Consider the following 23752-nt stretch of genomic DNA (forward strand, 5'->3'; position numbering starts at 1 on the left):
GCAGTCAATCCTAGAATGACATCTCAAAAGTGTTCTGATTGTGGCGCAATTGTGAAAAAATCTCTTTCAACTCGCACCCATAAATGTGCTTGTGGTTGCGAGTTACAAAGAGACGTGAACGCAGCAATTAATATTCTAAATCTTGCAAAAGCTAGGGACGGGCAGTCCCGAAGTAACGCTACAGGAGTTGGAACCTCTACGCTACTTGGTGCAAACCTGGTAGAGCAAGTTCTGACGATGAATGTAGAATCCCCTCGCCTTTAGGCAGGGGAGTGTCAAGCTGTTTCAACGCTCATCCTACGATAAAATAGGAGGACATCAGGCAGTTGCAGGCTATGTTGCTGAGGATGTGGCTTTGGCTCGACGCATTAAAGAGAGTGGTTTGAAGTTGCGACACTTCTTAGGAGCAAATTTAGCAAAATTAAGGATGTACCGCTCTTGGACAGCACTCTGGGAGGGCTGGACTAAAGTTTTGTACTTGGGTGCCCAAAGAAGCTTGTGGCTAATGGTATCCCTAGCTCTGCTAATGCTAAATATTTATTTGATTCCTTGGCTAGTACTAGTTATTGTGTTTAGTAAAAGTTTTTTAATTGGCTGGAAAACAGTTGACTTGCTGGCGATGTGTCTAGCTTTGATTGCTATTCTCCTCCAGTACAATTTACGCACACTAGCAGCACAGGCATTTCGTAGCTCTCCAAAATACTGGTGGCTGCATGGTTTGGGAGGTCTACTGGTTGCAGTCATTGCCATTGCCTCAGTTATTAAGACTGAGACGGGTTGGGGTTGGACTTGGCGAGGTCGAGTGCTTAAGCATCCTATTTCACCTCGTGAATGAATTTTGTAGATCCAGAAGTAGCAAACGTGGCATAAGGTGATATGCATAATACAAAGTGAAAATGCACAGAAAAAGTTTCCTGAAAAATACTACTTCTAAACTCCGCTCACTCGGATTCCATCATCAATCCTGAAAGGCGATAAATCGAAATCTTTAACAATAAATTTTTAAAGGAAAATAATATATGGGAGAATGGTGGCGCGTAATAATTACTCGAATCGTTCTTTTTGTTGTTATCGTGCTCTTCTTGGGATCACTGGTCTTTGCTGCATCGCAGTCGGAACAACGTAAGGTCATTAAAGAACGCATTAGTTTTGGTGAGAAAAGTTTAATTCCAGTAGAACTTTCCCCCCATAAAAAAGCCGGGATGAAAGCTATGGCAGACAAAAATTTGTCCCTTGCAAGGGAGGAATTTGACAAATCGCTAAAAAAGAATCGTAACGATCCAGAGGCACTTATTTTCTTTAACAATGCCAATATTGGTTATAATCGCAGCTACACCATTGTTGTATCTGTACCAATTACCAAGAATATCAATGATATCGATATCAATAATTCTTTGGAAATTTTGCGTGGGGTAGCTCAAGCTCAACGTGGAATTAATGACTTTGGGGGAATTAATGGAGTGCGTTTGGAGGTAGGGATCGCATCGGACGATAATGATCCAGAAGTTGCTAAACAAGTTGCTACAGCCTTATTCAACGAGCGTAAGGTGTTAGGTGTAGTCGGTCATTACGCTAGTGGTGTCACTATAGCAGCAAAAGATATTTATACATCCAAAGAACTTGTAGCCATTACTCCCATCAGTACTTCCGTTTGTCTTACAAACACTCCCACTCCCACCAAGACTCCCACTCCTATCAGTAATTCTATTTGTTCTAAATATTCTGACCGTTCAAAGAACTCTAAACCTTACGTTTTTCGCACAGTTCCTAGTGATAGTGATACCGCGAAGGCATTAGCAGACCATATGTTGCAAGATTGGAAGAAAAAGAATGTAGCAGTTTTTTATAATTCCAGTAGTGACTACAGTATGTCGCTTAAGTCTGAGTTTAAGACAGTTGTGAAACAAAAAGGAGGACAAGTATTGCAAGAGTTTAACTTGAATGAGCGGAATTTTGATGCCAATTCAAGGGTGAAACAGGCTAAGGAACAAGGTACCCAAGTACTAATGTTAGCAGCCGATACGAAGACTTTACCAAAAGCGCTGGAAGTGGTTAGGTCTGCTAAGGGGAAGAACCTCAAGATTTTGGCGGGAGATGATGTTTACACCCCAGACACTTTGAAAGAAGACGCAGCAGTTGGGATGGTGGTAGCAGCTTTTTGGCATATTGATAACGCTCCCAACCAAGACTTTGTCAAAAAGTCTAAAGAGAAAGAGCTTTGGGGTGGTGCTACAGTAAACTGGCGAACTGCCCTTGCCTATGATGCAACACAGGCTTTGATTGATGCAATTGAGAAGAATCCGACTCGAAGTGGGGTACAACAGGCTCTCCTATCACCAAAATTTAAAACTACCGGAGCTTCTGGTGATATTGAGTTTTTGCCGTCGGGCGATCGCAAGAATGCTAAAGTAGAACTTGTGCAAATTTGCACCACTAAGAATTCTAGTACTCCTTACAAATTTGTCCCTGTTGCAGCTTATAAAGGTAAACCCTCCGACGATTGTCCCAGTTCACTGACTAATAACAATTCAAGTCCAACCCCTACTTCTTCGCCGCTACCTACTGCAACGCCTACATTAACTAGTACACCCACACCATCCTCTTCTACAACTTCTTTGGAAAGTAATTCAGTATGTCGTCTCCAACCCGAATCCCCGGAGTCGTACAAAGCTAAAGTTGTTCAGCGTGAAGGTCTGAATTTACGAAAACAATCAAACCAAGATTCCGGGGAGTTAGGGAAGCTTCCGCGTGGACAAGGAATTATTGTTTTGAAGGAGGAGAAGAACGAGAAGGGTGAAATTTGGAAAAATATTTGCGCAGAAGTAGGAGGTACTAAGAAAGAAGGTTGGGTAAAAGCAAAAGATAGTAAAGGAAAAGATAATACAAAGAAAGTTGTGGAATAACGTGATTTTTCACAGTTAAATAAAGCATCACCACCAAACTCCCTGTGCAATATTTCCCACAGAAACGCTGTGCGGTATGTCCTCTGGACACACTGTGCGATTCGCACACCACCTCAACCCCCATCAAAAAGCTGATGCAACAAAGCCAACTCACCAACACCCCGCGACTCCAACCCATCCGCACCAACAACATGAGAACACACAGCACTTAACTGCATCGAATTCTCCAAAGCAATCACAACCGCCTCCGCATCCGGACTCCGCTTCAACCGCGCCTTCGTCTTCTCCTTCGCCTCACAACAAATCTGGTCTTTCGTATTGATACTATAACGAGTTGCACACAAATCCTGAAAAATATAATCCTCCTTTTCACCCAAAGGAGCGTTAAGCGAAGCTCTGCCGTTTGCGCAGCGCCCCTTTTAGGGGCTAGGCAATCGCCACTTTCCCCGTCCTCAACCCCTCACGAAACTCCCAATACAACTGAGACTTGCGGTTAAAAAACAAAGAACGGTCATCAGCCCCATCACCAAAACGGCAACCACTTGCATTCATCATCCCACTTGCAAGCAAACTTGCCAACGTCCCCGCACCCACCCCAGTATTATCAACAGCAATATCACCCACCGTCGGATGTATCTGTACATCATACAGCACAGATCCACGCCAAATCGCCAAAGCGTGATTATCTTGTCCATCCCCCACATCCAAACCCAGCCGCCAGATATCACTCGTCGCCAAATCATCCCAATATTGGGGGTTAGCATCATAGCGATCGCGAGCTTGCAAAAGCCATGATTTCGGAATAATACCATCAGTATCATCCGTCGGGAACTGCGCTTCTACACGAGAATGGGATGGTCCCAGGAATTTAAATATTTGGAATGCTCTCTATATACACTTGCTTTTACCGATGTCATGTATAGAATAGTTATGACAAATCATGAATTGCTGACAACGCCATAAATATGAGATCAGTGAACAGTGAACACTTCGACAAGCTCAGTGCATCGCAGTGAACAGTAAAAACTGATAACTGATAACTGCTAACTGGTAACTTATAAAGAATAAAATTGTTCAGCTATCAATAAATAGTTGAACAATTTTAAAATGCAAAGACTTTAACAAGATCCATCTACAATTTTGGCTAGATAAATGGGACAAGGCTTTTTTCAAATTGGGGTAACGTTGTGTATTGTAATCGCAATCACTCCACTATTGGGCAGATACATGGCGCGTGTCTTTTTGGGAGAAAAAACGCTGCTGGACTCAATCATGAACCCTGTAGAGGGAATAATTTATAAAGTGGCAGATACAGCCAGAATTGATGACATGACGGGTTGGCAGTATGCCAGAGCAGTACTTTGCAGCAATATAATCATGGGTATTGTGGTGTTTTTGCTGATATGTCTTCAGCAATTTTTACCTTGGAATCCTCAGGGATTAGCTGCTCCTAAATGGGACATCACGCTGCACACGACAATTTCATTTTTAACCAACACTGACCAGCAACACTACTCTGGTGAAACAACTTTAAGTTATTTTAGCCAAACAGCAGCTTTAACTTTTTTGATGTTTACTTCAGCCGCAACTGGGTTAGCAGTCGGCATCGCATTCATCAGAGGTTTGACAGGTAGACGACTGGGAAATTTCTACATTGATCTGACTCGTTCTATAACGCGCATATTGCTGCCAATTTCGATTGTGGGTGCGATCGCACTACTAGCCCTAGGCGTACCACAAACCTTAGATGGATCTTTGAAATTGACAACATTGGAGGAAGGAACGCAGTATCTCGCCAGAGGTCCTGTTGCTTCCTTTGAGATCATCAAACAATTGGGAGAGAATGGCGGTGGTTTTTTTGGCGCAAATTCTGCTCATCCGTTTGAAAATCCCAATACCATTTCTAACCTCATAGAAATCATCGCCATGATTTGTATTCCAGCGGCGTTGATTCACACTTATGGTATTTTTGCCAATAACGCCAAGCAAGCTAAACTACTTTTTTGGATGGTCTTTGCCATCTATGGAATTTTGATTGGTGTCACAGCGATTGCTGAGTATCAAGGAAATCCCCTGATTGATAACGCCTTGGGATTAGAACAGCCTAATTTAGAGGGGAAGGAAGTCAGGTTTGGCTGGGCACAAACGGCGTTGTGGGCAATTACGACGACTGGAACTATGACTGGTTCTGTAAACGGGATGCATGATTCCTTGATGCCTCAGGGAGTTTTTTCCACCTTATTAAATATGTTTTTGCAGATAGTTTGGGGTGGACAAGGAACTGGAACCGCTTACTTATTCATTTATTCAATTCTCACCGTATTTCTCACAGGACTGATGGTGGGACGGACTCCAGAATTTTTAGGACGCAAAATAGAAAAGCAACAAATTGTCCTTGCCAGTGTCGTCCTGCTGGTTCACCCAATTGCTGTATTGATCCCCAGTGCCATTAGCTTAGCATTTCCAAATACCTTAGCATTTCTGATTCCACCGCCGGGATATACAAAATCCCCCGAATTTCACAACATCTCACGAGTGATTTACGAATACGCCTCAGCTAGTGCTAACAATGGTTCTGGCTTGGAGGGATTGGGAGATAGCACTTTGTGGTGGAACTTAAGTACTTGTTTTAGCCTTCTGATGGGAAGATACATACCAATTATTGCCATTTTGCTTTTAGCACAAAGCATGGCAGCCAAACAACCAGTACCCGAAACACCAGGCACCCTCAGAACCGACTCTACATTATTTACTGCTATTACAGCTGGAGTCATTTTGATTTTGGGTGTGTTGACGTTCTTCCCCGTTTTAGCTTTAGGACCGATCGCCGAAAGTATTAAACTTGCCAGCCGCATCAAATAATCTTGTTCGTAATAGGCGTTTATCAGTTATCAGTTATCAGTAGGACTTATATCATGTCCGGTTAATTGCTTATAAATTCCGAAGAACCCCACCCCGGTTTTGTCTTGCGCCAAAACCGCCCCTCCCCGCTTGCGGGGAGGGGATTAAGGGGAGGGGTGCAGATATCGCGGTAATCACAACTAACCAGCCGGACATGATATTACGCAAAAACTCTTTTAAACCCTCTTAACTATGCGCTAAGGCGCACGCTACGCTAACGTGTTCTTTGCGTCCTTTGCGGTTTATTTTTTCATTATTTTGCGTAAGTCCTGATCAATAAGCGTGTTCACTGGACGCCCACCATAACATAATCCCCAATTCACAATTCCCTCTCATGGACTCCACAAATCCTTCACCCAAACCTTCTTATTCTCCTCGTAAAAGCGATCGCCGCCAAGCACGTAAACAATCGCGAGTCAGCACCAGAGGACTTTACCTCAGAGCCATCAAAGATGCTTTTGTCAAGCTCAATCCTAAATACGCGATCAAAAACCCGGTCATGTTCTTGGTTTGGGTTGGTACAATTATCACCACTATAGCGACTATCGACCCTTATTTGTTTGGTCCAGTTTCAGGCAACAATTTACAACTTTTCAACGGATTAATTACAGCAATTTTGTTCTTCACCGTTTTATTTGCCAACTTTGCGGAAGCAGTCGCAGAGGGACGGGGTAAAGCGCAAGCTGATGCTTTAAGGACAACCAAGTCAGAAACAATTGCCAAAAAACTTCTCTCTGATGGTTCAGTTAGTGAAGTTTCTTCCACCAGCTTGCGGATAGGCGATACAGTGTATGTGGCTGCTGGTGATGTCATCCCTGCTGATGGGGAAGTGACTATGGGTGTCGCCAGTGTGGATGAATCTGCAATTACTGGGGAATCTGCACCAGTTTTGAAGGAAACAGGTTCAGATGTGGCTAGTTCAGTTACTGGTGGTACGCGAATTCTCTCTGATGAACTTATTATCCGTATCACTGCAGATCCAGGCAAGGGGTTTATCGACCGGATGATTGCTTTGGTGGAAGGAGCAGAACGCACAAAAACACCGAATGAGATTGCTTTGACGGTGTTACTAGCAGTTCTAACCTTGGTGTTTCTTTTTGTTGTGGTGACTTTGCCCGCGATCGCCCGCTATGTTGGAAGTCCAATTAGTGTGGTAGTATTAGTTGCCTTGTTAGTTGCGTTAATTCCGACAACAATTGGGGGATTACTGAGTGCGATCGGCATTGCTGGTATGGATCGAGTTGCCCAGTTTAACGTCATAGCCACCTCAGGACGAGCAGTTGAAGCGTGCGGTGATGTCAATACCTTAGTACTCGATAAAACAGGTACAATCACTCTCGGTAATCGTTTGGCAGAAGGGTTTATCCCCATCAGCACCTATTCAACACAGCAAGTTGCCAATGTTGCCTTAGCAGCAAGTATTTTTGATGATACACCAGAAGGGAAATCAATTGTTCGACTGGCAGAAAAGTTAGGTGCAAAAATTGATTTTGACAGCCACAGAGCCGAAGCTGTAGAGTTTTCAGCAAAAACTCGTATGAGTGGTACAAACTTACCCAATGGTAGCCAAGCGCGTAAGGGTGCAGTATCGGCAATTAAGGGATTTGTCCGTTCTCGCAATCAACAAGATACGCCGACGCCGGTACTGGATGCAGCATATGAAGGAATTTCACAACTGGGAGGGACACCTTTAGCAGTAGCCCTTGATAGTGAAATTTACGGCGTCATTTATCTTAAGGATATCATTAAACCAGGTATCCGTGAACGTTTTGAGCAGTTGCGGCGGATGGGAGTGCGTACCGTCATGCTGACTGGAGACAACCGCATTACCGCGTCTGTGATTGCGGGGGAAGCTGGAGTTGATGACTTTATTGCCGAAGCCACCCCAGAAGATAAAATCTCTGTGATTCAGCGCGAACAAGCGGCGGGCAAACTGGTGGCGATGACGGGTGACGGTACTAACGATGCACCCGCACTAGCCCAGGCAAATGTCGGAGTAGCAATGAATACGGGTACTCAGGCAGCAAAAGAAGCAGCCAATATGGTGGATTTGGACTCTGATCCCACAAAGCTGATTGATATTGTTGCGATTGGAAAACAACTGCTGATTACTCGCGGTGCTTTGACAACGTTTTCTATTGCCAATGATATTGCCAAGTATTTTGCAATTATCCCAGTGTTGTTTACCTCAGCTAATTTGGGAAGTTTAAATATCATGAAGTTAACGAGTACCAATTCTGCTGTCCTGTCGGCGTTGATTTACAATGCTTTGATTATTCCAGCTTTGATTCCTTTGGCACTCACTGGTGTAAAATTTCAACCTTTGACGGCTAATCAGCTTTTGCAACGAAATATTTTTCTGTATGGTTTGGGAGGTGTGATTGCGCCGTTTATCGCAATTAAGTTGATTGACGTGTTGATTACTCTGGCAGGATTGGCTTAGAAAACAAATCGTAGCAAGCGCAGAGAAAGGAGAGGAAAATGATCAAAAAAAATGTTCTATCAAGTAAGTTTTTCTTAACAAACGTACCTGAGGCAATTTCTTTTGTCTGGTTGCAATGGCGCTCTCAAAAGTTGCCTCTCGCTATTTTTGTAGCGCTGTGCCTAAATTTGCTGATTGCCCCGATAGTATATGCTGCTGGCGACGGTACTTTGGAACGCCTTTCTGCTTGGGCAATTGGTGTTTTGGGATTCATAACACTAGCAATTATCCTTTATTTGTCTGTTGTCGTTTTTCAGCCAGAACGCTTTTAATTAGGTAATATAGGATTCTTATTTGATTTTTGCGAAACTAGGTACAGTTTCTGTTCCCTGTTAAGCGTTCCCTGTTCCCTATTAAGCGTTCCCTCTTTCCTAGCTCAACTAGTAAATTCATAAACCAAACCCGATTCCGACACAATTTTGTTAATTATGACAGTAAATTTCCGAGGTCGTTAAAGTTTTGTATGTCTATTTATAGAGAAATTAGTAAAGCAATTCGCATCACCTTCATCTTATGGTTATTAACGGCAATTATCTATCCTTTATTCATACTTTTCGTCGCTCAAGTCCCCTTTCTTAAATACAAAGCTCAAGGCAGCATAGTGCAAAATATCAAGGGAGAAATCATCGGTTCAGCTTTGATTGGTCAACAATTCAAATCTGACCAGTATTTCCACAGTCGTCCTAGTACAATTAGATATAGCCAAGGAAAGCAAGGTAATCCTACTGGGGTCTCTGGAGCTAGCAATCTCGCACCTAGCAGTCCACAATTGCTACAGCGAATTGTAGAAGAAGCAAATCTACTGAAAGATGAAGAAATTCAACCCATTGCTGACTTAATTTACACATCTGGTTCAGGTTTAGATCCGCATATCTCTATCAAAGCAGTACGGCAGCAGTTGGATAGAGTGGCTCGTGCCCGTAAACTCAGACCAGATGAGATACTTCCTTTTATAAATAAGTATACAGAAGGAAGATTTTTAGGTATTTTTGGTGAGCCTGGAGTTAATGTTCTAAAATTAAATTATGCTCTGGATTTAGATGAGTTTAACCGTCAACAAAATAGATAAGTAGTTATTAGTCATTGTTTCTTGACCTGTGATTTTCGCCTTTTAAATACTCTCAGGATTTATCACACCACCAGATGTTTGATAATACTCAAACACCACAAGCCGGGGCTATGCCTGCAACCTTTCCTGCTAGCATAAGTCCAGCAAGACGAGGTAAGCATAAAATTTACATAGGTATGGCACCCGGAGTAGGCAAAACCTACCGGATGCTGGAAGAAGCTCATGCACTCAAAGACGAAGGAATTGATGTTGTTATTGGGCTTTTAGAAACCCACGGACGCAAAGAAACAGGGCAAAAGGCAAACGGGTTAGAAATAATACCCCGTAAGGAAATTCCTCGCGGTGGATTAACTCTAACAGAAATGGATACGAATGCGATCATTGCTCGCTCACCTCAGTTAGCATTGATTGATGAATTAGCACATACAAATGTCCCAGGTTCCCTACGAGAAAAACGCTACCAAGATGTAGAAGTCATTTTGGCATCAGGTATTGATGTCTACTCCACAATGAATATTCAGCATTTGGAGAGTCTCAATGATTTGGTAGCGCGAATTACTGGTGTGGTTGTGCGAGAACGGGTTCCTGACCGTATTTTAGAAGAAGCGGATGAGGTGGTAGTAATAGATGTTACACCAGAAACACTGCAAGAACGCTTGTTAGAAGGCAAAATCTACGCGCCGCAAAAAATTCAACAATCACTAGATAACTTTTTCCAACGCCGTAACCTGATTGCCTTAAGAGAGTTAGCACTGCGGGAGGTAGCAGATAACGTTGAGGAAGATGCCGTTGCTTCCACTCCACAAGGTCAATTCTGTAACATTCACGAGCGAGTTTTGGTATGTGTATCCACTTATCCCAACTCAATCCAATTATTACGTCGGGGAGCGAGAATTGCGAGTTACATGAGTGCTCCTCTATTTACCATATATATTTCTCATCCAGAGCGCTTCCTGACTAAGGAGGAAAGTTTGCACATCGAAACTTGTGAAAAACTTTGCAAAGAATTTGACGGTACATTCATTCGTACCACTGGCACTGACGTAGCCAAGGCGATCGCACAAATCGCTGAACAATACCGTATCACTCAAATTGTGATTGGGGCAAGTCAGCGATCACGCTGGCAAATTCTCTTCAAAGGCGCTTTAACCCATAAATTGCTACGATTACTGAAAAACGTTGATTTACATATTATTTCCGCTGAGAAAAACAATACTCCCACTCGTTCAGCAATTGATTAAAAATAGTAACCACAAATACACAAGGGATATACGCGGATAATTTTGAGATAATTATCTGCGTACCCTCCGGGTTCGGGGGTTCGCAATCGACGGGAACCGCCAAGACTGCGACCCCCTCACCGCTCAGAGGGCGTCTACAACAACATCAGCGGTTTAAAATCAAATGACTCGTGTAATTGGTTTAATAAGTGGCACGTCTGTAGATGGTATAGACGCCGCCTTGGTAGATATTTCTGGTACAGACTTGGATATCAAAATTGAGTTAGTGGCTGGTGCAACATATCCTTATCCAGCAGATTTGAGAGAACGCATTCTAGCAGTTTGTGCTGGTGTTGCGATTTCGATGGCAGAGTTGGCAGAATTGGATGATGCGATCGCTTGTACTTTTGCTCAAGCTGCACAAAATATTCAAATTGGTCACCACAAGCCCACTCTAATTGGTTCTCATGGTCAAACAGTATATCATAAACCACCATCACAACCTATCACACCAATCGGGTATAGCTTGCAACTTGGGCGTGGTGAATCAATTGCCAATCAAACAGGTATAACAACGATTTCTAACTTTCGTGTAGCGGATATTGCTGCTGCTGGTCATGGTGCGCCCCTTGTACCACGTATCGATGCGGCTTTGCTCAGTCATCCTCAAGAAGAACGTTGTATTCAAAATATTGGTGGCATTGGTAATGTTACTTATATACCAGTCCGTCGTGACAACTGGCTAGAAAAAATTCGCGCCTGGGACACAGGACCAGGAAATAGTCTTTTGGATCTGGCGGTGGAGCATTTAACGGATGGTGCGAAAACTTATGATGAAAATGGTTCTTGGGCAGCGAGTGGTACTCCCTGTTCTCCCTTAGTAGAGCACTGGCTAAGCCTTGACTACTTTCATCTACCACCACCCAAATCCACAGGTCGAGAATTATTTGGTGTTGATTACCTGCATCAATGTTTACAAGACGCCGAAGCCTACCAACTCAGTCCAGCCGACTTACTGGCGACGCTTACGGAACTCACCGCAGCTTCAATTGTTCATAGTTACCGGACTTTTTTACCGCAAATGCCGCAGCGAGTGCTTTTGTGTGGCGGAGGTAGTCGCAATCTCTATCTCAAGCGTCGGTTACAGGTACTATTGGAACCTGTGCCAGTTGTTACCACAGATGAAGTTGGTTTGAGTGCTGATTTTAAAGAAGCAATAGCCTTTGCAGTTTTGGCATACTGGCGATCTATGGGTACTCCTGGTAACTTACCAACAGCAACCGGAGCGCGTCAAGAAGTACTGCTGGGTCAAATTCACTCACCGTTGGTTGTGAGCGCCTAAGGGACGCGATTACACGCCCTTCTTAAAACAGTTATCAGTTATCAGTTATCAGTTATCAAGTTAAGAGGGGTCAAGAAATCGCTTCCTCTGTTTACTGTTCACTGTTCACTGTTCACTGTATTTGTAGCCCTTCTGACTGTATTCCAATACAGTCGAAGTGAAAAAACACTAAGCTGTATATATGGCATAAAAACTCTGCTGACTAACTACCTGTAACTTAACTGATTATGTTTGAAGCATTAGCTGACCGTTTAGAAGGTGCCTGGAAGAAACTCCGGGGTCAGGACAAAATCTCCCAATCGAATATTCAAGACGCTTTGCGCGAAGTGCGTCGTGCGCTGTTAGAAGCGGATGTTAATCTTCAGGTAGTTAAAGATTTTGTCACCGAAGTTGAAACCAAGGCGCTGGGAGCGGAAGTCATTGCTGGCGTCCGACCTGACCAACAGTTCATCAAGATTGTCCACGATGAACTAGTGCAGGTGATGGGGGAAGAGAATGTTCCTTTAGCACAAGCTGATCACTCTCCCACAGTTGTTCTGATGGCAGGGTTGCAGGGTACTGGGAAAACGACTGCTACTGCCAAGTTAGCCTTGCATCTACGTAAATTAGAACGCAGCTGCTTAATGGTGGCGACGGACGTGTATCGTCCAGCGGCTATTGACCAATTGATCACACTAGGTAAGCAAATTGACGTGCCAGTGTTTGAACTCGGATCTGATGCTGATCCAGTTGAGATTGCACGGCAGGGCGTGGAACGCGCCAAAGCAGAAGGGGTTGACACAGTTATTATTGATACTGCTGGTCGGTTACAAATTGACCAAGACATGATGGCGGAGTTAGCCCAGATCAAAAAAACTGTCCAACCCGATGAAACTCTTTTGGTGGTAGACTCCATGACGGGTCAAGAAGCCGCCAATCTCACCCGTACTTTCCACGAAAAAATTGGGATTACGGGTGCAATTCTTACCAAGTTGGATGGTGATAGCCGGGGTGGGGCAGCACTTTCTGTGCGGCATATCTCAGGAGCACCCATTAAGTTTGTCGGTGTGGGTGAAAAGGTTGAAGCTTTACAACCGTTTTATCCTGACCGTATGGCATCGCGCATTTTGGGCATGGGCGATGTTCTGACCTTGGTAGAAAAGGCTCAAGAAGAAATTGACCTTGCTGATGCTGAGAAAATGCAGGAGAAAATCCTGTCAGCGAACTTCGACTTTACCGATTTTCTCAAGCAAATGCGCCTACTCAAGAACATGGGTTCACTGGGTGGTATAATTAAGCTCATCCCTGGGATGAACAAGCTAACAGATGACCAACTTAAGCACGGAGAAACCCAGCTTAAGCGCTGTGAAGCGATGATTAATTCCATGACGCGTCAAGAGCGCCAGAACCCCGATTTGTTGGCAAGTTCTCCTAGTAGACGGCGACGCATTGCGAATGGAGCGGGTTATAAAGAGACAGACGTTAGTAAACTGGTCAGTGACTTCCAAAGAATGCGCAATATGATGCAGCAAATGGGTCAAGGGCAGTTCGCTGGTATGCCAGGAATGTTTGGTGGAATGGGTGGTCCGGCTGCTGCTGGTAACAGTCCAGCTGCCCCTGGTTGGCGGGGTTACAATAGCGGCGCTGGCTCGAAAAAGAAGCCGAAGAAAGACAAAAAGAAGAAAGGCTTCGGTACGCTTTAGCCACTCATGAGTGGTTAGCCGCAATTCACAAATAACAAACAGCTACTAACACCTAAGACTTGGCAAATGCTAAAATAGGCATTTTAGCACCAGAAGTAAAACTGCCTACCCAAGGGGACAGCTTTCAACAGGAATAACATTGCCTTTGGAACTGTCTTCAGGAAACTTCACGCTCACCTAACTTGCCAATAAACTAACTGCAAACAGATTCCTAAAAACAGGAGAATGATTTCTTAACCATGATTAAACTGCGCCTGAAGCGATACGGTAAGAAGGGAGAACCAAGTTACCGCATAATCGCAATCAACAACCTCGCTCGCCGCGATGGTCGTCCGTTGGAAGAACTGGGTTTTTATAACCCCAGAACTGATGAAGTACGACTGGATGTTCCCGGAATCGTCAAGCGACTACAACAAGGCGCTCAACCGACTGATACCGTACGTCACATCCTGCAAAAAGCCAATGTCTTTGAACAGGTCAGTGGAAAAGCCTCAACATAAAATCGGAACAAAATCCCCCACAACCAGTCCAGACTACGTTGGACTGGTACGGTTTCTGATGCAACCGTTTTTAGATTCTCCTGAGTCTTTAAGCATCGATTGTGAAATGTCTAACACCCTCAACCGTGCTTGGATTCGCATTGCCTTTGAAAGCTTAGATAAGGGAAAAGTATTTGGTCGAGGTGGACGTAATATTCAAGCGATTCGCACTGTGATTACTGCAGCAGCTCAAACAGCTGGACACTCAGTATACCTGGACATCTATGGCAGCAGTGCTGGTAATCGGGATGACTCATCTTTTGAAGAAGACAGGGAAGAACGATTACCGCCACCAAAACCCAGAGAAAAACGTGGAAACGAACATAAACCTATTGCTAGAATACGCTCCCACTAGATTTCACACAAAGTCCGTAACAAAAGGTTAAAAGGTGAATACCAGCACTCAGTAACTAGTCAACCGCAGCTTTTATCGACTTAGGAAATTCAAGTCAAAGTTTGTACCGAAGTGCGATCATAGTAGAAAAGCTAGCATTTCAAAAAAAACCCGGTTAGCAATAGCTTGGTTTGGCACAGTTGCAAGCTTCATTTGATTCGGTCTACCCCAAAGCGTCAAAGGTGTTGTGTAAGCGCCGAGCATGATTGCTACCATCTTACGCCTACTCGGTTGAGTCTAGCACTCGTAAACTAAGTAAAGCGCTCACACCATAAGTCAGAAAATAAAAAGCAGCGGTTGACTACGTTTTTAGATGATACTTAGAGAATCTCTGTAAGGAGGTGAAACCAGGGAGTGGCTGAAGTCCGTTTGGGTGAAGATGAGTCAATTGACTCAGCATTAAGGCGTTTTAAAAAGAAAATTCAAAAAGCCGGAATTTTATCCGAGGTCAAGCGCCGAGAAAGATACGAAAAACCCAGTCTGCGCCGTAAGCGCAAAGCGGAAGCCGCACGCAAAGGTGGTCGCTTCTAAATCAAAGTCATATCTTTGATGATGGCGGTTAACCAATGCCAGCTAGCTATTTACGTTAAGGTTTGAAAGTTGTTGTAGAGCAAACTCAGGGAAAGTAGAGCAGCGATTTTACCTGCCTCTACTTTTCCTAACCAAGTCCGATTTCAACGCCAATGTTCTTAACATCAACTAAACAACAAAATTGTTTGAATTGTTTAGTTCAATTAAAGTCTGTGAAGTCTTTTCCTAATTTTGAATTCTGAATTTATGATGTCAGGTGCCTTAACGATTGAACTGCCGAATCTTCCAAGTGCGATCGCACTAGCAGGAGAGGGGGAAGAAAATCTCAAAACTTTGGCACAACAAACAGGAGCCAATATAGTTCTGCGGGGACAAGAACTGTATATTTCTGGCACAGAAAAGCAAGTGGATTTGGCGAGTCGATTAGTGCGATCGCTTGAAGACCTTTGGGGCAAAGGCAACAATATTTCTAGTACAGATATATTAACAGCTCGCCAAGCCTTGGACACTCATCGTGAAGGGGAACTGCTAGATTTACAGCGGGACATCATTGCTAGAACGCGTAAAAGTGAGGAAGTCCGCGCCAAAACCTTCCGACAACGACAGTATATCGAAGCACTACGCAAACGGGATTTAACTTTTTGCACTGGTCCAGCCGGTACTGGTAAGACTTTCCTCGCAGTCGTCGTCGCTGTACAAGCACTTCTGGCGAACCAATTTGAACGGCTGATTCTCACTCGTCCTGCTGTCGAAGCTGGCGAAAGACTTGGTTTTTTACCAGGAGATTTGCAGCAGAAAGTGAATCCCTATTTGCGTCCACTCTACGATGCTATCAACGAATTTATTGATCCAGAAAAAGTTCCATCACTGATGGAAAGAGGCGTCATTGAAGTTGCTCCTTTAGCGTATATGCGGGGACGGACTCTCAACAACGCTTTTGTCATTGTTGATGAAGCTCAAAACACCACACCAGCTCAAATGAAAATGGTTTTGACTCGTTTGGGTTTCCGTTCCCGTATGGTGATTACAGGTGACATCACACAAACCGACTTACCAACCAACCAACAATCTGGATTAACGGTAGCTATACAAATTTTAAAACACGTAGAAGGCATAGCTTTTTGCGAATTCTCTCAAAAAGATGTTGTGCGCCATCCTCTTGTTCAGCGTATAGTCGCTGCATACGAACAACATGAAAAATAGTCCCGAGTCATGAAAAAATGACAAATGACAAATGACTAATGACACATGACTAAAACACTAAAAGAATTTTTGGAAGCTTGTGAAACTCTGGGAACACTGCGTCTGATTGTCACAAGCAGTGCTGCTGTTTTGGAAGCACGCGGTAGAGTGGAAAAGCTGTTTTATGCAGAACTCCCAAAAGGTAAGTACGCGAACATGCACACTGAAGGTTTTGAATTTCACTTGAATATGGATAAAATTACGCAGGTGAAATTTGAAACGGGTGAAGCGAAGCGAGGTAACTTTACCACCTATGCCATTCGGTTTTTGGATGACAAACAAGAGCCAGCTTTGAGTTTGTTTCTACAATGGGGTAAACCAGGAGAATACGAACCTGGACAAGTGGAGGCTTGGCAGACTTTACGGGAGCAATATGGAGAACTCTGGGAACCTGCACCAGCAGAGATTTGATGAGAATTAACTCATCCCACGGTTATGTTAAACCCCGCAGGGTTTCAACCAAAGACTTGCGGGGTTTGCCATTTACGACTCCTTAATTGACAAGTGTCTTATGTTTAAGCTATAATAGAAAACTGCATAACATCATGATTACTACCACGCAAAACAGACTCAATTTGTTTTCCGTGCAAGCGCTTCTTCAAAAAAGCTTCTAAAAAGCCTTGAATAACGCCTAAAGTATAGCTGCAGTTTCGTAATGATCCCTCTGCTTCACCAGCAGAACAAAAAGTTTCTTTGGCATAGACTTTGTAAATGTCTCCTTCTAGTTCTATCTTGTCGATCAGGCACAAGCGAGTTCCCTCTTTGCCCAGAACCAAATTAATCTTGTATTGGATTTGTTCAAGAGACAATATTGCTTCATTGCCAACTAAATTTAAGTCTCTAGCCAAATTTTTGCCTTGATTGCGACCAGCAGATATCATTGCGATACCAGCGGTTTTGTCACCTAAAGTTTCTTCGATACCAACAAGAATTGCTTTCAAAAAGATTATACTGCTAAAATCACCAAGTTCTGGACGCAAATGCCCCATTTTATGACTTATAAAAGTCTGTTCACTTGATATCATCTTTTCCTTTCCTTTGTCTGTTGAGTTTATCTAGAATTCGTTTTACGGTAGAAATTAGTCTTAAGTTTCCCTGTAATTATTGTCAGAGTTTTGTCATATCTAACTCAGTTTGTCTGGTTTTTTCCCTGAAAATATAGCGTTTACCGGTTTCAGCTATCGAATGATGGTAAGTGTAATCCCATCACTCTATTTTTGTCATAGTTTAAGTTGCATTTGGTGTTTGAATTTTGCATTTCCATGCAAAATTTCAAATCTACAATCCATGCATTGGTTGACCTTTAACCCAATAGGGATGTTATTTTAGCAACAGCCCGTTTGATTTCTAGAAACAATAAGCCTTGCTTGACAGAGGCATGAGCGAGAACCAATAAAATTGCATCACCACAGCTAACCAACACGCCATAGCCTTTCTCACCTTCAACGAAGATACGATCAATATTACCGCGAACGAGTTCGTGTCCTATTTGTTCGCTCAACGAGAGCATAGATGCAGATATGGCAGCAGTGCGCCCTTCATTCATTCCTGGTGGTAACACAGAAGCCAAAGCTAAGCCATCAGGAGTTGCCAAGATTGCACCCTGAACCCCTGTGCTGTTTGAGACAAAATTTTGCAGCTCGTCTTGTAGCATGGAAACGTGAATCCTAACTCTTTCCATTGTGAGTGAGGGTGTTTTAGTACTTTTTACAGATGTCGCTATTATAGTAAATCGCTATACCTACAATAGTATTAATTAAGTAGGCGTCATGAACTGCGTACACCAGCACGCATGAAAAATTTTCTCATCTCCCCCTGCTCAAAGCTCCCTGCTCCCTTGCTTTTTCGAGTCAGATGGGTGTAAATAAACAGAACTATATTGCAATCGGCAAAGGGGCAGGGAAAAGGGGAAAACCTTTAACCTTTTCTCTTTGCGCTGACAAAACGTTATATACTTCGCTAAAATTAGTGCCAACCTACTCGGAGATCATTTATAAAGTAAATCTTATCTGAGGAGGGTTTTCCTCCGGGAGAAACTGTCCCTCCTATTGTAGCACAAGCGCTTGAAAAAAAATTTTGTGAGTCTTCTTAGCTCTCACAAAAAAGTAAACTTAAAGACATCGTAATCACCACCACGAAGCACTGATTCCGTGTGTTTACCTTGCAAGCGCTTACCGAGAACTTGCTCTATAAATCCCCAAACAACACCGAGCGTGTAAGTACATTTACGCTCGGAACCTTGAGGCTCGCCCGCTGAACAAAAGGTTTCTGAAGTGTAAACATGAATAACATCGTCTTCTCTTATGACGTTATTAATGATGCACAAGCAAGTTCCGTCTTTACCTAAAGCTGTTTCGAGTTTGTAGCCAATATCCTCAAAGGAGCAGGATGATCCTGAGAAACATAATTCTTGTGCAAGATCTTTGCCGCGATGACGCCCAGCTGTAGTCAAGGCGATCGCAGCTGCCTTTTCACCTAAAGCTTTTTCTATTCCGGTAACTGCCGACTTAAAACAGATAATACTATTGAAGTCTCCAAGAATTGGACGTAGCTTTGCCTCTGATTTTACTAGAGCTTTGTCCTCATCTGGCAGCCCAACACGTCTTTCCGCTAAAGACAAGGCTTGTGGTTGTAAAGTCATGTGATAGTTCTCCTAGTATCAACAAAAACCAGATTTCATCAAAAGAGCGCGTCTAGTCTAATTTGTTGGCTAAAAATTAATCGGTTGATGAGTCTGTTTTCCTTCTTCCTTGTGCCTCTGCACTCCTGCACCCTTGCAACTTCAATCCAACATTTTAGTGTGGACGCAGTACTACTCAATGTCTTTCTATATTTATAGTTAGGTAATTACTGATAATCCCAAAAAATACATATAATTGATACAAGTATTTATTACTTAATATATTCCTAATAAATATTTACAATAAAATTAACAAAAAGTTGAAATATAAAGGTTTATTATCTATCCTGTAGATAAAAACCGACAGGCTGGTTTTAAGCGAGTCATAAAGTCCAAAAAAATTCTAGTTCACTTGAGCTTGCAGTGGTCTAGCTTGCTATGCTCACCACTTCCGACCTCTACCATTACTCCTCAGTGGCGCTGCTAAGTTTTGTTTCGACGAAAACTAAATAATCCTTGGAAGAACGACCGAATGACACGCAGCCAACCAACTAACTTTTGGAGAAACGACTGAGAGACATTTGTTTGGCCCGAAGAGTCTATGACTGGAGTTGGTAAGTTTTCTGCTACAAGAGTCGTTTCTGCTACTATGTTAGTTAACGCCTGCGTGTTATCGGTTTGACTGGAAGAGTCTACAATTGACTCTGGTAAATTTTCTGCTACAGAAGTCGTTTCTGTGACTTCGTTCCTTAAAATAGCAGTTGGGAAAACTTCTTCTGCTAGATCACTCATCAGGAGTTGAAAGGCAATCTGCTGCACTTTTTCTACAGCAAGTCCAAGTTGATTGGCAATTTCCCTCAAGGAAATGGTACCATTCGCCAACTGCCAAACTTGCCATTCCAGAGAGTCTAACTGGAACTGAGGCTGAGTCATATTCTTATTTGACAGGATTAAACTTAACTCAGGCAGTTGTTCTGCTAGTAGACTCCAGTCTCGCAGCGATAAGCCGGAGGCTTGACGCTTCGCGTATCGCAAACCGATAAGTGTTACTTCAGTTGCTGGTAGACTCATGCCTGTCATCTCTGCTGAGGGTAAATCAGCTTCGGCATCAAATTCAAACTGACCATCCTTGAGTTCAAATAAAGCAGATACTTGATCTACAACCTGGGTACGAAACAGTAGTTTCAGTTGTTCAGCTTGCAGCAGTCCTTGGAACTTGAGGCATAAACCTATCGGTGTGTTAACCCGACAGATCTTAGCCATTCTCAAAGTAACATCCTGGCTGACCCAGCCCCGTTGGGCGATCATTGAAACCAAGCCTTTTTCGTCTAGACGATCAGCAGCAGCCACAATCCGACCTTGATACAGCCAGATGTAATAAACTGGCATAAAACCAGTCACATCAGCAGTAATGGTACGAATTGTGAGTAATCCTGTGTTGTCTCCTTGCTCTAGCAATTGAAAGATTTTTGGCAAGGAAAATTCTGCTAAATTACCAGTAAATATCATATTAGTTTTACTTAGTAGTCTGACAGACTAGCAGGTTGAAATGTAAATTTTATATCTAGTACCTCTCTCAAAAATTTTGTCAGGGTATGAAATAAAGCTACGAAGTTAATAGACTGATAAGCTGTTTTTAATGAGAGTTATGCTGATAAGGCTTAATAAATAAGCTAGGTCTTGTTGATAAAGTCAGACCTAGCTTTTTACCCGTTGACAAATGGGAATTTCCCAGCGGCTTTGGTTAAAATTTTACAGGTCACAAAGCACGTGTGACCTTCATAGGCAGCTAGGCGTTATGATCGACTTGATTGTACATCCAAATTTCTGCAATTTTCTGTAAATGTGCGCTGAAGTGCCACAATTTTAGTTAGCAGTTTCTAGCCGCTTGGTGAACTTTAACAGTTATCAGTTATCAGTTATCAGTTATCAGTTATCACTGTTCACTGTTTACTGTTTACTGTTCACTGTTCACTGTTCACTGATTTAAAGGCAGAATTAGTACATCATAGCCTTTCTCAATTCTGTAAGAACACGCTTAATTTCTAGCAAGAGCAAGCCCTGCTTGGCACTATCACTTGCTAAAACGAGTAGTACAGCATCCTCGCCGCATCCATTGAGAATTCCAAAACCCTTGTCACCTTCAACATAAATCCGCTCTATATTGCCTCTGGTTAACTCACTCCCAATGCGTTCACCAAGAGATATCATAGCCGCAGCCATTGCTGATACCCGCTCTTCATCCATCCCGCCTGGTAAGCTTGAGGATAAAGTTAGACCATCGGGAGAAACAAGCACTGCACCTTGCACATCACTGGTTGCAGTGACAAAGTTTTGCAGAATGCTGCTAAGTTTTGCTGTGTTGATTGCCATCTTACACTCCTATGCAAGTTTTGATTTTGTAACCTGTAGATAATGTTTGGTTGCCAATTCAGTTTTCTATTTGACTACCTGCATTACAGGATTTTTCAAATGATTAAACCACAAATCGTACAGTGGGCATTGTCCATAAAAGTCATTTGATGGACATGTGAAATATAGCGCTTCTGGTGTTGTGTGCAATATACGGTTGTAATGAAAGTGCATGCACTTTCATTACATTATTCGTGGTAGTGTGTGTGATTCAAATGAGAACCGCTATATTCGTTCGTGGCAATGCTCACCAAAGTAGAAAACCCCTGTAATAAGCTTGCAGGCAAATTCTATCTGTGTGAACAGAGTTTGGGTAAGAGGATGACTGCATTTGCTGTATTAATGATCATCCTCTAAATATATGCGATGAGGCAGTGGGAGGCGAGAGTTTCACAGGCTTAGACGCCCGCCAGAAGACTTCCCGCAATCTGCCGCAACTGCCGTAAGCGCAGCGTCTGGTGGAGGAGATACCTGATAGCCCTCCGGGTTCGCCAGAGCATAGCCGCGTTGTCTTCAATTGGTTTGGTGCAGCACCGATAGCTTGCGTGGCGGAGCCATTCCAATTGCTTCTTACCCTTACACCCCTTCTTTTTATTTCAAAGGGGTGTAAACTCGAACTCCGTTTGAAGATTTATTTGATCGGCAACAGGAACTTGTCGAGCTTGGTGGCGTCTTTGCATAACCTGATCGATAAAGCCACCCAGTATACCTAGGGTAAATGGGCACAAACGGCTTGAACCTCCGGTCTCACCAGACATTTCAACTGGCTCGGTCACCTTTACCCTAATAAAGTTTTCTTGTTGAGAAACTTCTTCGATCATACACAGTCGTGTTCCTTCCATACCTAAACACAAGTTTAGGCGCTTTAGTATAGTTGGAAGATCTTGTGATTCCATTGATGCCCCAAGTGCTGTGGCAATTTTCTTACCGTAAGTACGACCCGCAGCACTAATTATAACTGCTGCAGCTTTGGAACCTAGGTTATCTTCTATGCCATCCAGCAAAGCTTTGTAGTCCATTACATTGACGAAATCTCCTAGCTGTGGTCTGAGAGTACAGGAAGTTGCCATCATACGGTGATCACTCATAGAGAAAGAAATATTTGTCCAAAACTTGTAGATAGATGGTTTGGTTGATCGACGTGCCATAAAAAACCTGTCCCTTGCGGGCAATTTCTTAACCCGAAGGGCGCTGCTCTGGGCAACGGACTGGCTCCCCTGCCGCACTTCTGTTGTTTCACCAGTCTCTACGATGGGAAACCCGTCTCCATGTCTAGCGCTCAACAAACACTCGTTCACGTCCTGCTTACGAGTTTGTACTTAAGTCGCTGCTTTCTGGAACGTCTTGCACCCGAATTCCATTTAGCTCTAAAGGTTTTACGGCTATCTGGATAGGTTAAGGAGCTACTAATCAGGTGGTTATTTGCTGCCTGATGCCTTTGTTTAAGATAACATTAAAAATGACATATTCAGGATAATTACTGATTTTTTTGGATGATGGGCTGAAAACACACCTTAAGGTTGATACCATACAATACAATTCGCTTAGAAAAAGTTATTTGTTGAGGCAAGCATTTGTAGGCATAAAAGCGCCCAGCTATCAGGTGGTGTGCTGGTAGTAGTTAGCAAATTCTTCGACGAGTGCATTCAAAGCTTGTTTGACCGAAGTCACCTCGGTAGCATTGACTGTAATTATTGGTGGTCGAGTTTTCTCATCGTCCAGTCCTAAGGCGATCGCCACATCTTCCGCTTCCCATGCATCTGGGCAATCAGTATGAGTCAATCCAATCAGATACGGAATTTGCACCCGTTGATTCATAAAGTTGAGTTGTTTACGACCATAGCGAAAATGGTGTGGACGGTGAGCTGCTACTAGCAAAATGTAAGCGTGGGCTTTTGCAATCAATATCTCCCACATATAGTCAAATCTACTTTGTCCTGGTGTGCCATACAGGTGAAGTGATTGATTTGGTCCTATAGTCAGCCGCCCAAAATCCAAAGTGACTGTGGTTGTTTTCTTCAGTAGTCCAACTTCATCTGTCGCTTTCCTGTCAGTATCCACAACTTCTATTTCACTAATTGTCCGAATCAAGGTTGTTTTCCCCGCACCCATACCTCCTGTCACCACTATACGTAGGATTTCCATCTATACTCTGCTACTCCATACAACTTATATAATGCTGAACATTGATGTTTACTTGTGCCCAAAGTCGCTCACCGTTGCCCCGAATCTCCGATTCGCGTCAGCCTGTTCAGCAAACAACAGGCGCTTGCGTATACGGACGATCGCTCTTGAGGAAAAACTACCATCAGCGAGCTTCCACACCTGTCACTCGAAAGGCTTCAAGTGGATTTGTGGTTGGTCTTGCGTAAGATTTTGTATTCCTGAACTAGTATGCAGCACTACATCACCCGG

At 43.3% G+C, this 23752-nt stretch carries 25 protein-coding genes; 15 read left to right on the top strand and 10 right to left on the bottom strand.

Annotated elements, in window-relative coordinates; all coding sequences use genetic code 11:
- From DP116_RS06380 to DP116_RS06390, 3 genes are all read left to right on the top strand, one after another.
- Nucleotides 1-264 (top strand): zinc ribbon domain-containing protein (locus DP116_RS06380; RefSeq protein ID WP_169154377.1); only part of this gene is annotated, 264 nt, incomplete at its 5' end.
- An 85-nt stretch (nucleotides 265-349) separates the two neighbouring features.
- A complete protein-coding gene (locus tag DP116_RS06385; RefSeq protein WP_500676651.1) occupies nucleotides 350-835 on the top strand; it encodes a hypothetical protein in 486 nt (161 codons plus the stop codon).
- Between the two features lie 184 nt (nucleotides 836-1019).
- On the top strand, nucleotides 1020-2903 hold the full coding sequence (locus DP116_RS06390; protein WP_169154378.1) for an ABC transporter substrate-binding protein: 1884 nt from the start codon (nucleotides 1020-1022) through the stop codon (nucleotides 2901-2903).
- Nucleotides 2904-3016: 113 nt separating this feature from the next.
- Here DP116_RS06390 and DP116_RS06395 read toward each other — a convergent pair whose 3' ends face one another.
- Entirely contained in the window at nucleotides 3017-3280 is a 264-nt protein-coding gene (locus DP116_RS06395) for a hypothetical protein (protein WP_169154379.1), read from the bottom strand.
- 49 nt (nucleotides 3281-3329) lie between these two features.
- Nucleotides 3330-3689, bottom strand: coding sequence for a hypothetical protein (locus DP116_RS06400; protein WP_169154380.1), 360 nt, complete (start codon nucleotides 3687-3689; stop codon nucleotides 3330-3332).
- A 366-nt stretch (nucleotides 3690-4055) separates the two neighbouring features.
- On the opposite strand from DP116_RS06400, the gene kdpA reads away from it, so the two are divergent.
- The 9 genes from kdpA (at nucleotide 4056) to DP116_RS06445 (ending at nucleotide 14493) form a co-directional block, all read left to right on the top strand.
- Entirely contained in the window at nucleotides 4056-5765 is a 1710-nt protein-coding gene (gene kdpA / locus DP116_RS06405) for a potassium-transporting ATPase subunit KdpA (RefSeq protein WP_169154381.1), read from the top strand.
- A 373-nt stretch (nucleotides 5766-6138) separates the two neighbouring features.
- Nucleotides 6139-8247 carry a potassium-transporting ATPase subunit KdpB gene (gene kdpB / locus DP116_RS06410; RefSeq protein WP_169154382.1) on the top strand — a complete coding sequence of 703 codons (2109 nt, stop codon included), beginning with the start codon at nucleotides 6139-6141 and terminating at the stop codon, nucleotides 8245-8247.
- A gap of 38 nt (nucleotides 8248-8285) precedes the next feature.
- Nucleotides 8286-8558 carry a potassium-transporting ATPase subunit F gene (locus tag DP116_RS06415; RefSeq protein WP_211173116.1) on the top strand — a complete coding sequence of 91 codons (273 nt, stop codon included), beginning with the start codon at nucleotides 8286-8288 and terminating at the stop codon, nucleotides 8556-8558.
- Between the two features lie 191 nt (nucleotides 8559-8749).
- Nucleotides 8750-9355 (top strand): K(+)-transporting ATPase subunit C, encoded by a 606-nt coding sequence (kdpC, locus tag DP116_RS06420; protein ID WP_169154383.1) that lies wholly within the window; start codon nucleotides 8750-8752, stop codon nucleotides 9353-9355.
- Between the two features lie 74 nt (nucleotides 9356-9429).
- The gene (locus DP116_RS06425; RefSeq protein WP_169154384.1) at nucleotides 9430-10596 is read left to right on the top strand and encodes a sensor histidine kinase KdpD; all 1167 of its coding nucleotides are present in this window, start codon (nucleotides 9430-9432) and stop codon (nucleotides 10594-10596) included.
- Nucleotides 10597-10759: 163 nt separating this feature from the next.
- A complete protein-coding gene (locus DP116_RS06430) occupies nucleotides 10760-11917 on the top strand; it encodes an anhydro-N-acetylmuramic acid kinase (RefSeq protein WP_169154385.1) in 1158 nt (385 codons plus the stop codon).
- 227 nt (nucleotides 11918-12144) lie between these two features.
- Nucleotides 12145-13599, top strand: coding sequence for a signal recognition particle protein (ffh, locus tag DP116_RS06435; protein WP_169154386.1), 1455 nt, complete (start codon nucleotides 12145-12147; stop codon nucleotides 13597-13599).
- A gap of 239 nt (nucleotides 13600-13838) precedes the next feature.
- The gene (rpsP, locus tag DP116_RS06440) at nucleotides 13839-14099 is read left to right on the top strand and encodes a 30S ribosomal protein S16 (protein ID WP_169154387.1); all 261 of its coding nucleotides are present in this window, start codon (nucleotides 13839-13841) and stop codon (nucleotides 14097-14099) included.
- Nucleotides 14080-14493, top strand: coding sequence for a KH domain-containing protein (locus DP116_RS06445; protein ID WP_169154403.1), 414 nt, complete (start codon nucleotides 14080-14082; stop codon nucleotides 14491-14493). The genes rpsP and DP116_RS06445 overlap by 20 nt, the downstream gene beginning before the upstream one ends.
- 117 nt (nucleotides 14494-14610) lie before the next feature.
- Here the strand turns inward: DP116_RS06445 and DP116_RS06450 are convergent, their stop codons facing one another.
- Nucleotides 14611-14748 carry a hypothetical protein gene (locus DP116_RS06450; RefSeq protein ID WP_169154388.1) on the bottom strand — a complete coding sequence of 46 codons (138 nt, stop codon included), beginning with the start codon at nucleotides 14746-14748 and terminating at the stop codon, nucleotides 14611-14613.
- A 138-nt stretch (nucleotides 14749-14886) separates the two neighbouring features.
- Here DP116_RS06450 and rpsU point away from each other — a divergent pair, with 138 nt between their 5' ends.
- The 3 genes from rpsU (at nucleotide 14887) to DP116_RS06465 (ending at nucleotide 16716) form a co-directional block, all read left to right on the top strand.
- On the top strand, nucleotides 14887-15063 hold the full coding sequence (rpsU, locus tag DP116_RS06455) for a 30S ribosomal protein S21 (RefSeq protein ID WP_169154389.1): 177 nt from the start codon (nucleotides 14887-14889) through the stop codon (nucleotides 15061-15063).
- 249 nt (nucleotides 15064-15312) lie between these two features.
- Nucleotides 15313-16266, top strand: coding sequence for a PhoH family protein (locus DP116_RS06460; RefSeq protein ID WP_169154404.1), 954 nt, complete (start codon nucleotides 15313-15315; stop codon nucleotides 16264-16266).
- 45 nt (nucleotides 16267-16311) lie between these two features.
- Nucleotides 16312-16716, top strand: a complete 405-nt coding sequence (locus DP116_RS06465; RefSeq protein WP_048869813.1) for a ChuX/HutX family heme-like substrate-binding protein — start codon at nucleotides 16312-16314, stop codon at nucleotides 16714-16716.
- A gap of 104 nt (nucleotides 16717-16820) precedes the next feature.
- Here DP116_RS06465 and DP116_RS06470 read toward each other — a convergent pair whose 3' ends face one another.
- From DP116_RS06470 to DP116_RS06500, 7 genes are all read right to left on the bottom strand, one after another.
- A complete protein-coding gene (locus DP116_RS06470; protein ID WP_169154390.1) occupies nucleotides 16821-17330 on the bottom strand; it encodes a hypothetical protein in 510 nt (169 codons plus the stop codon).
- Nucleotides 17331-17608: 278 nt separating this feature from the next.
- Nucleotides 17609-17959, bottom strand: a complete 351-nt coding sequence (locus tag DP116_RS06475; protein ID WP_246275513.1) for a roadblock/LC7 domain-containing protein — start codon at nucleotides 17957-17959, stop codon at nucleotides 17609-17611.
- A 441-nt stretch (nucleotides 17960-18400) separates the two neighbouring features.
- On the bottom strand, nucleotides 18401-18946 hold the full coding sequence (locus tag DP116_RS06480) for a hydrocarbon-binding protein (RefSeq protein WP_246275514.1): 546 nt from the start codon (nucleotides 18944-18946) through the stop codon (nucleotides 18401-18403).
- Between the two features lie 462 nt (nucleotides 18947-19408).
- Nucleotides 19409-20434, bottom strand: coding sequence for a DUF4388 domain-containing protein (locus tag DP116_RS06485; RefSeq protein WP_169154392.1), 1026 nt, complete (start codon nucleotides 20432-20434; stop codon nucleotides 19409-19411).
- Between the two features lie 489 nt (nucleotides 20435-20923).
- A complete protein-coding gene (locus DP116_RS06490) occupies nucleotides 20924-21298 on the bottom strand; it encodes a roadblock/LC7 domain-containing protein (RefSeq protein WP_169154393.1) in 375 nt (124 codons plus the stop codon).
- A gap of 635 nt (nucleotides 21299-21933) precedes the next feature.
- Nucleotides 21934-22485: a hypothetical protein gene (locus DP116_RS06495; RefSeq protein ID WP_246275515.1), complete on the bottom strand. Its 552-nt coding sequence runs from the start codon at nucleotides 22483-22485 to the stop codon at nucleotides 21934-21936.
- Between the two features lie 451 nt (nucleotides 22486-22936).
- Nucleotides 22937-23482, bottom strand: coding sequence for a GTP-binding protein (locus DP116_RS06500; protein ID WP_169154394.1), 546 nt, complete (start codon nucleotides 23480-23482; stop codon nucleotides 22937-22939).
- Between the last annotated feature and the right edge of the window lie 270 nt (nucleotides 23483-23752).

This window comes from Brasilonema bromeliae SPC951, from assembly GCF_012912135.1.
GTDB classification, from domain to species: Bacteria; Cyanobacteriota; Cyanobacteriia; order Cyanobacteriales; family Nostocaceae; genus Brasilonema; species Brasilonema bromeliae.

Bases quoted from the DNA above. Each gene is read 5' to 3' on its own strand.
- kdpB (WP_169154382.1), top strand. From the start codon at position 6,139: ATGGACTCCACAAATCCTTCACCCAAACCTTCTTATTCTCCTCGTAAA.
- kdpC (WP_169154383.1), top strand. From the start codon at position 8,750: ATGTCTATTTATAGAGAAATTAGTAAAGCAATTCGCATCACCTTCATC.
- DP116_RS06485 (WP_169154392.1), bottom strand. From the start codon at position 20,434: ATGATATTTACTGGTAATTTAGCAGAATTTTCCTTGCCAAAAATCTTT.
- DP116_RS06450 (WP_169154388.1), bottom strand. From the start codon at position 14,748: ATGGTAGCAATCATGCTCGGCGCTTACACAACACCTTTGACGCTTTGG.
- DP116_RS06415 (WP_211173116.1), top strand. From the start codon at position 8,286: ATGATCAAAAAAAATGTTCTATCAAGTAAGTTTTTCTTAACAAACGTA.
- DP116_RS06390 (WP_169154378.1), top strand. From the start codon at position 1,020: ATGGGAGAATGGTGGCGCGTAATAATTACTCGAATCGTTCTTTTTGTT.
- DP116_RS06490 (WP_169154393.1), bottom strand. From the start codon at position 21,298: ATGGCAATCAACACAGCAAAACTTAGCAGCATTCTGCAAAACTTTGTC.
- DP116_RS06425 (WP_169154384.1), top strand. From the start codon at position 9,430: ATGTTTGATAATACTCAAACACCACAAGCCGGGGCTATGCCTGCAACC.
- DP116_RS06470 (WP_169154390.1), bottom strand. From the start codon at position 17,330: ATGATATCAAGTGAACAGACTTTTATAAGTCATAAAATGGGGCATTTG.
- DP116_RS06500 (WP_169154394.1), bottom strand. From the start codon at position 23,482: ATGGAAATCCTACGTATAGTGGTGACAGGAGGTATGGGTGCGGGGAAA.
- rpsP (WP_169154387.1), top strand. From the start codon at position 13,839: ATGATTAAACTGCGCCTGAAGCGATACGGTAAGAAGGGAGAACCAAGT.
- ffh (WP_169154386.1), top strand. From the start codon at position 12,145: ATGTTTGAAGCATTAGCTGACCGTTTAGAAGGTGCCTGGAAGAAACTC.
- DP116_RS06460 (WP_169154404.1), top strand. From the start codon at position 15,313: ATGTCAGGTGCCTTAACGATTGAACTGCCGAATCTTCCAAGTGCGATC.
- kdpA (WP_169154381.1), top strand. From the start codon at position 4,056: ATGGGACAAGGCTTTTTTCAAATTGGGGTAACGTTGTGTATTGTAATC.
- DP116_RS06430 (WP_169154385.1), top strand. From the start codon at position 10,760: ATGACTCGTGTAATTGGTTTAATAAGTGGCACGTCTGTAGATGGTATA.
- DP116_RS06465 (WP_048869813.1), top strand. From the start codon at position 16,312: ATGACTAAAACACTAAAAGAATTTTTGGAAGCTTGTGAAACTCTGGGA.
- DP116_RS06475 (WP_246275513.1), bottom strand. From the start codon at position 17,959: ATGCTACAAGACGAGCTGCAAAATTTTGTCTCAAACAGCACAGGGGTT.
- DP116_RS06495 (WP_246275515.1), bottom strand. From the start codon at position 22,485: ATGGCACGTCGATCAACCAAACCATCTATCTACAAGTTTTGGACAAAT.
- DP116_RS06480 (WP_246275514.1), bottom strand. From the start codon at position 18,946: ATGACTTTACAACCACAAGCCTTGTCTTTAGCGGAAAGACGTGTTGGG.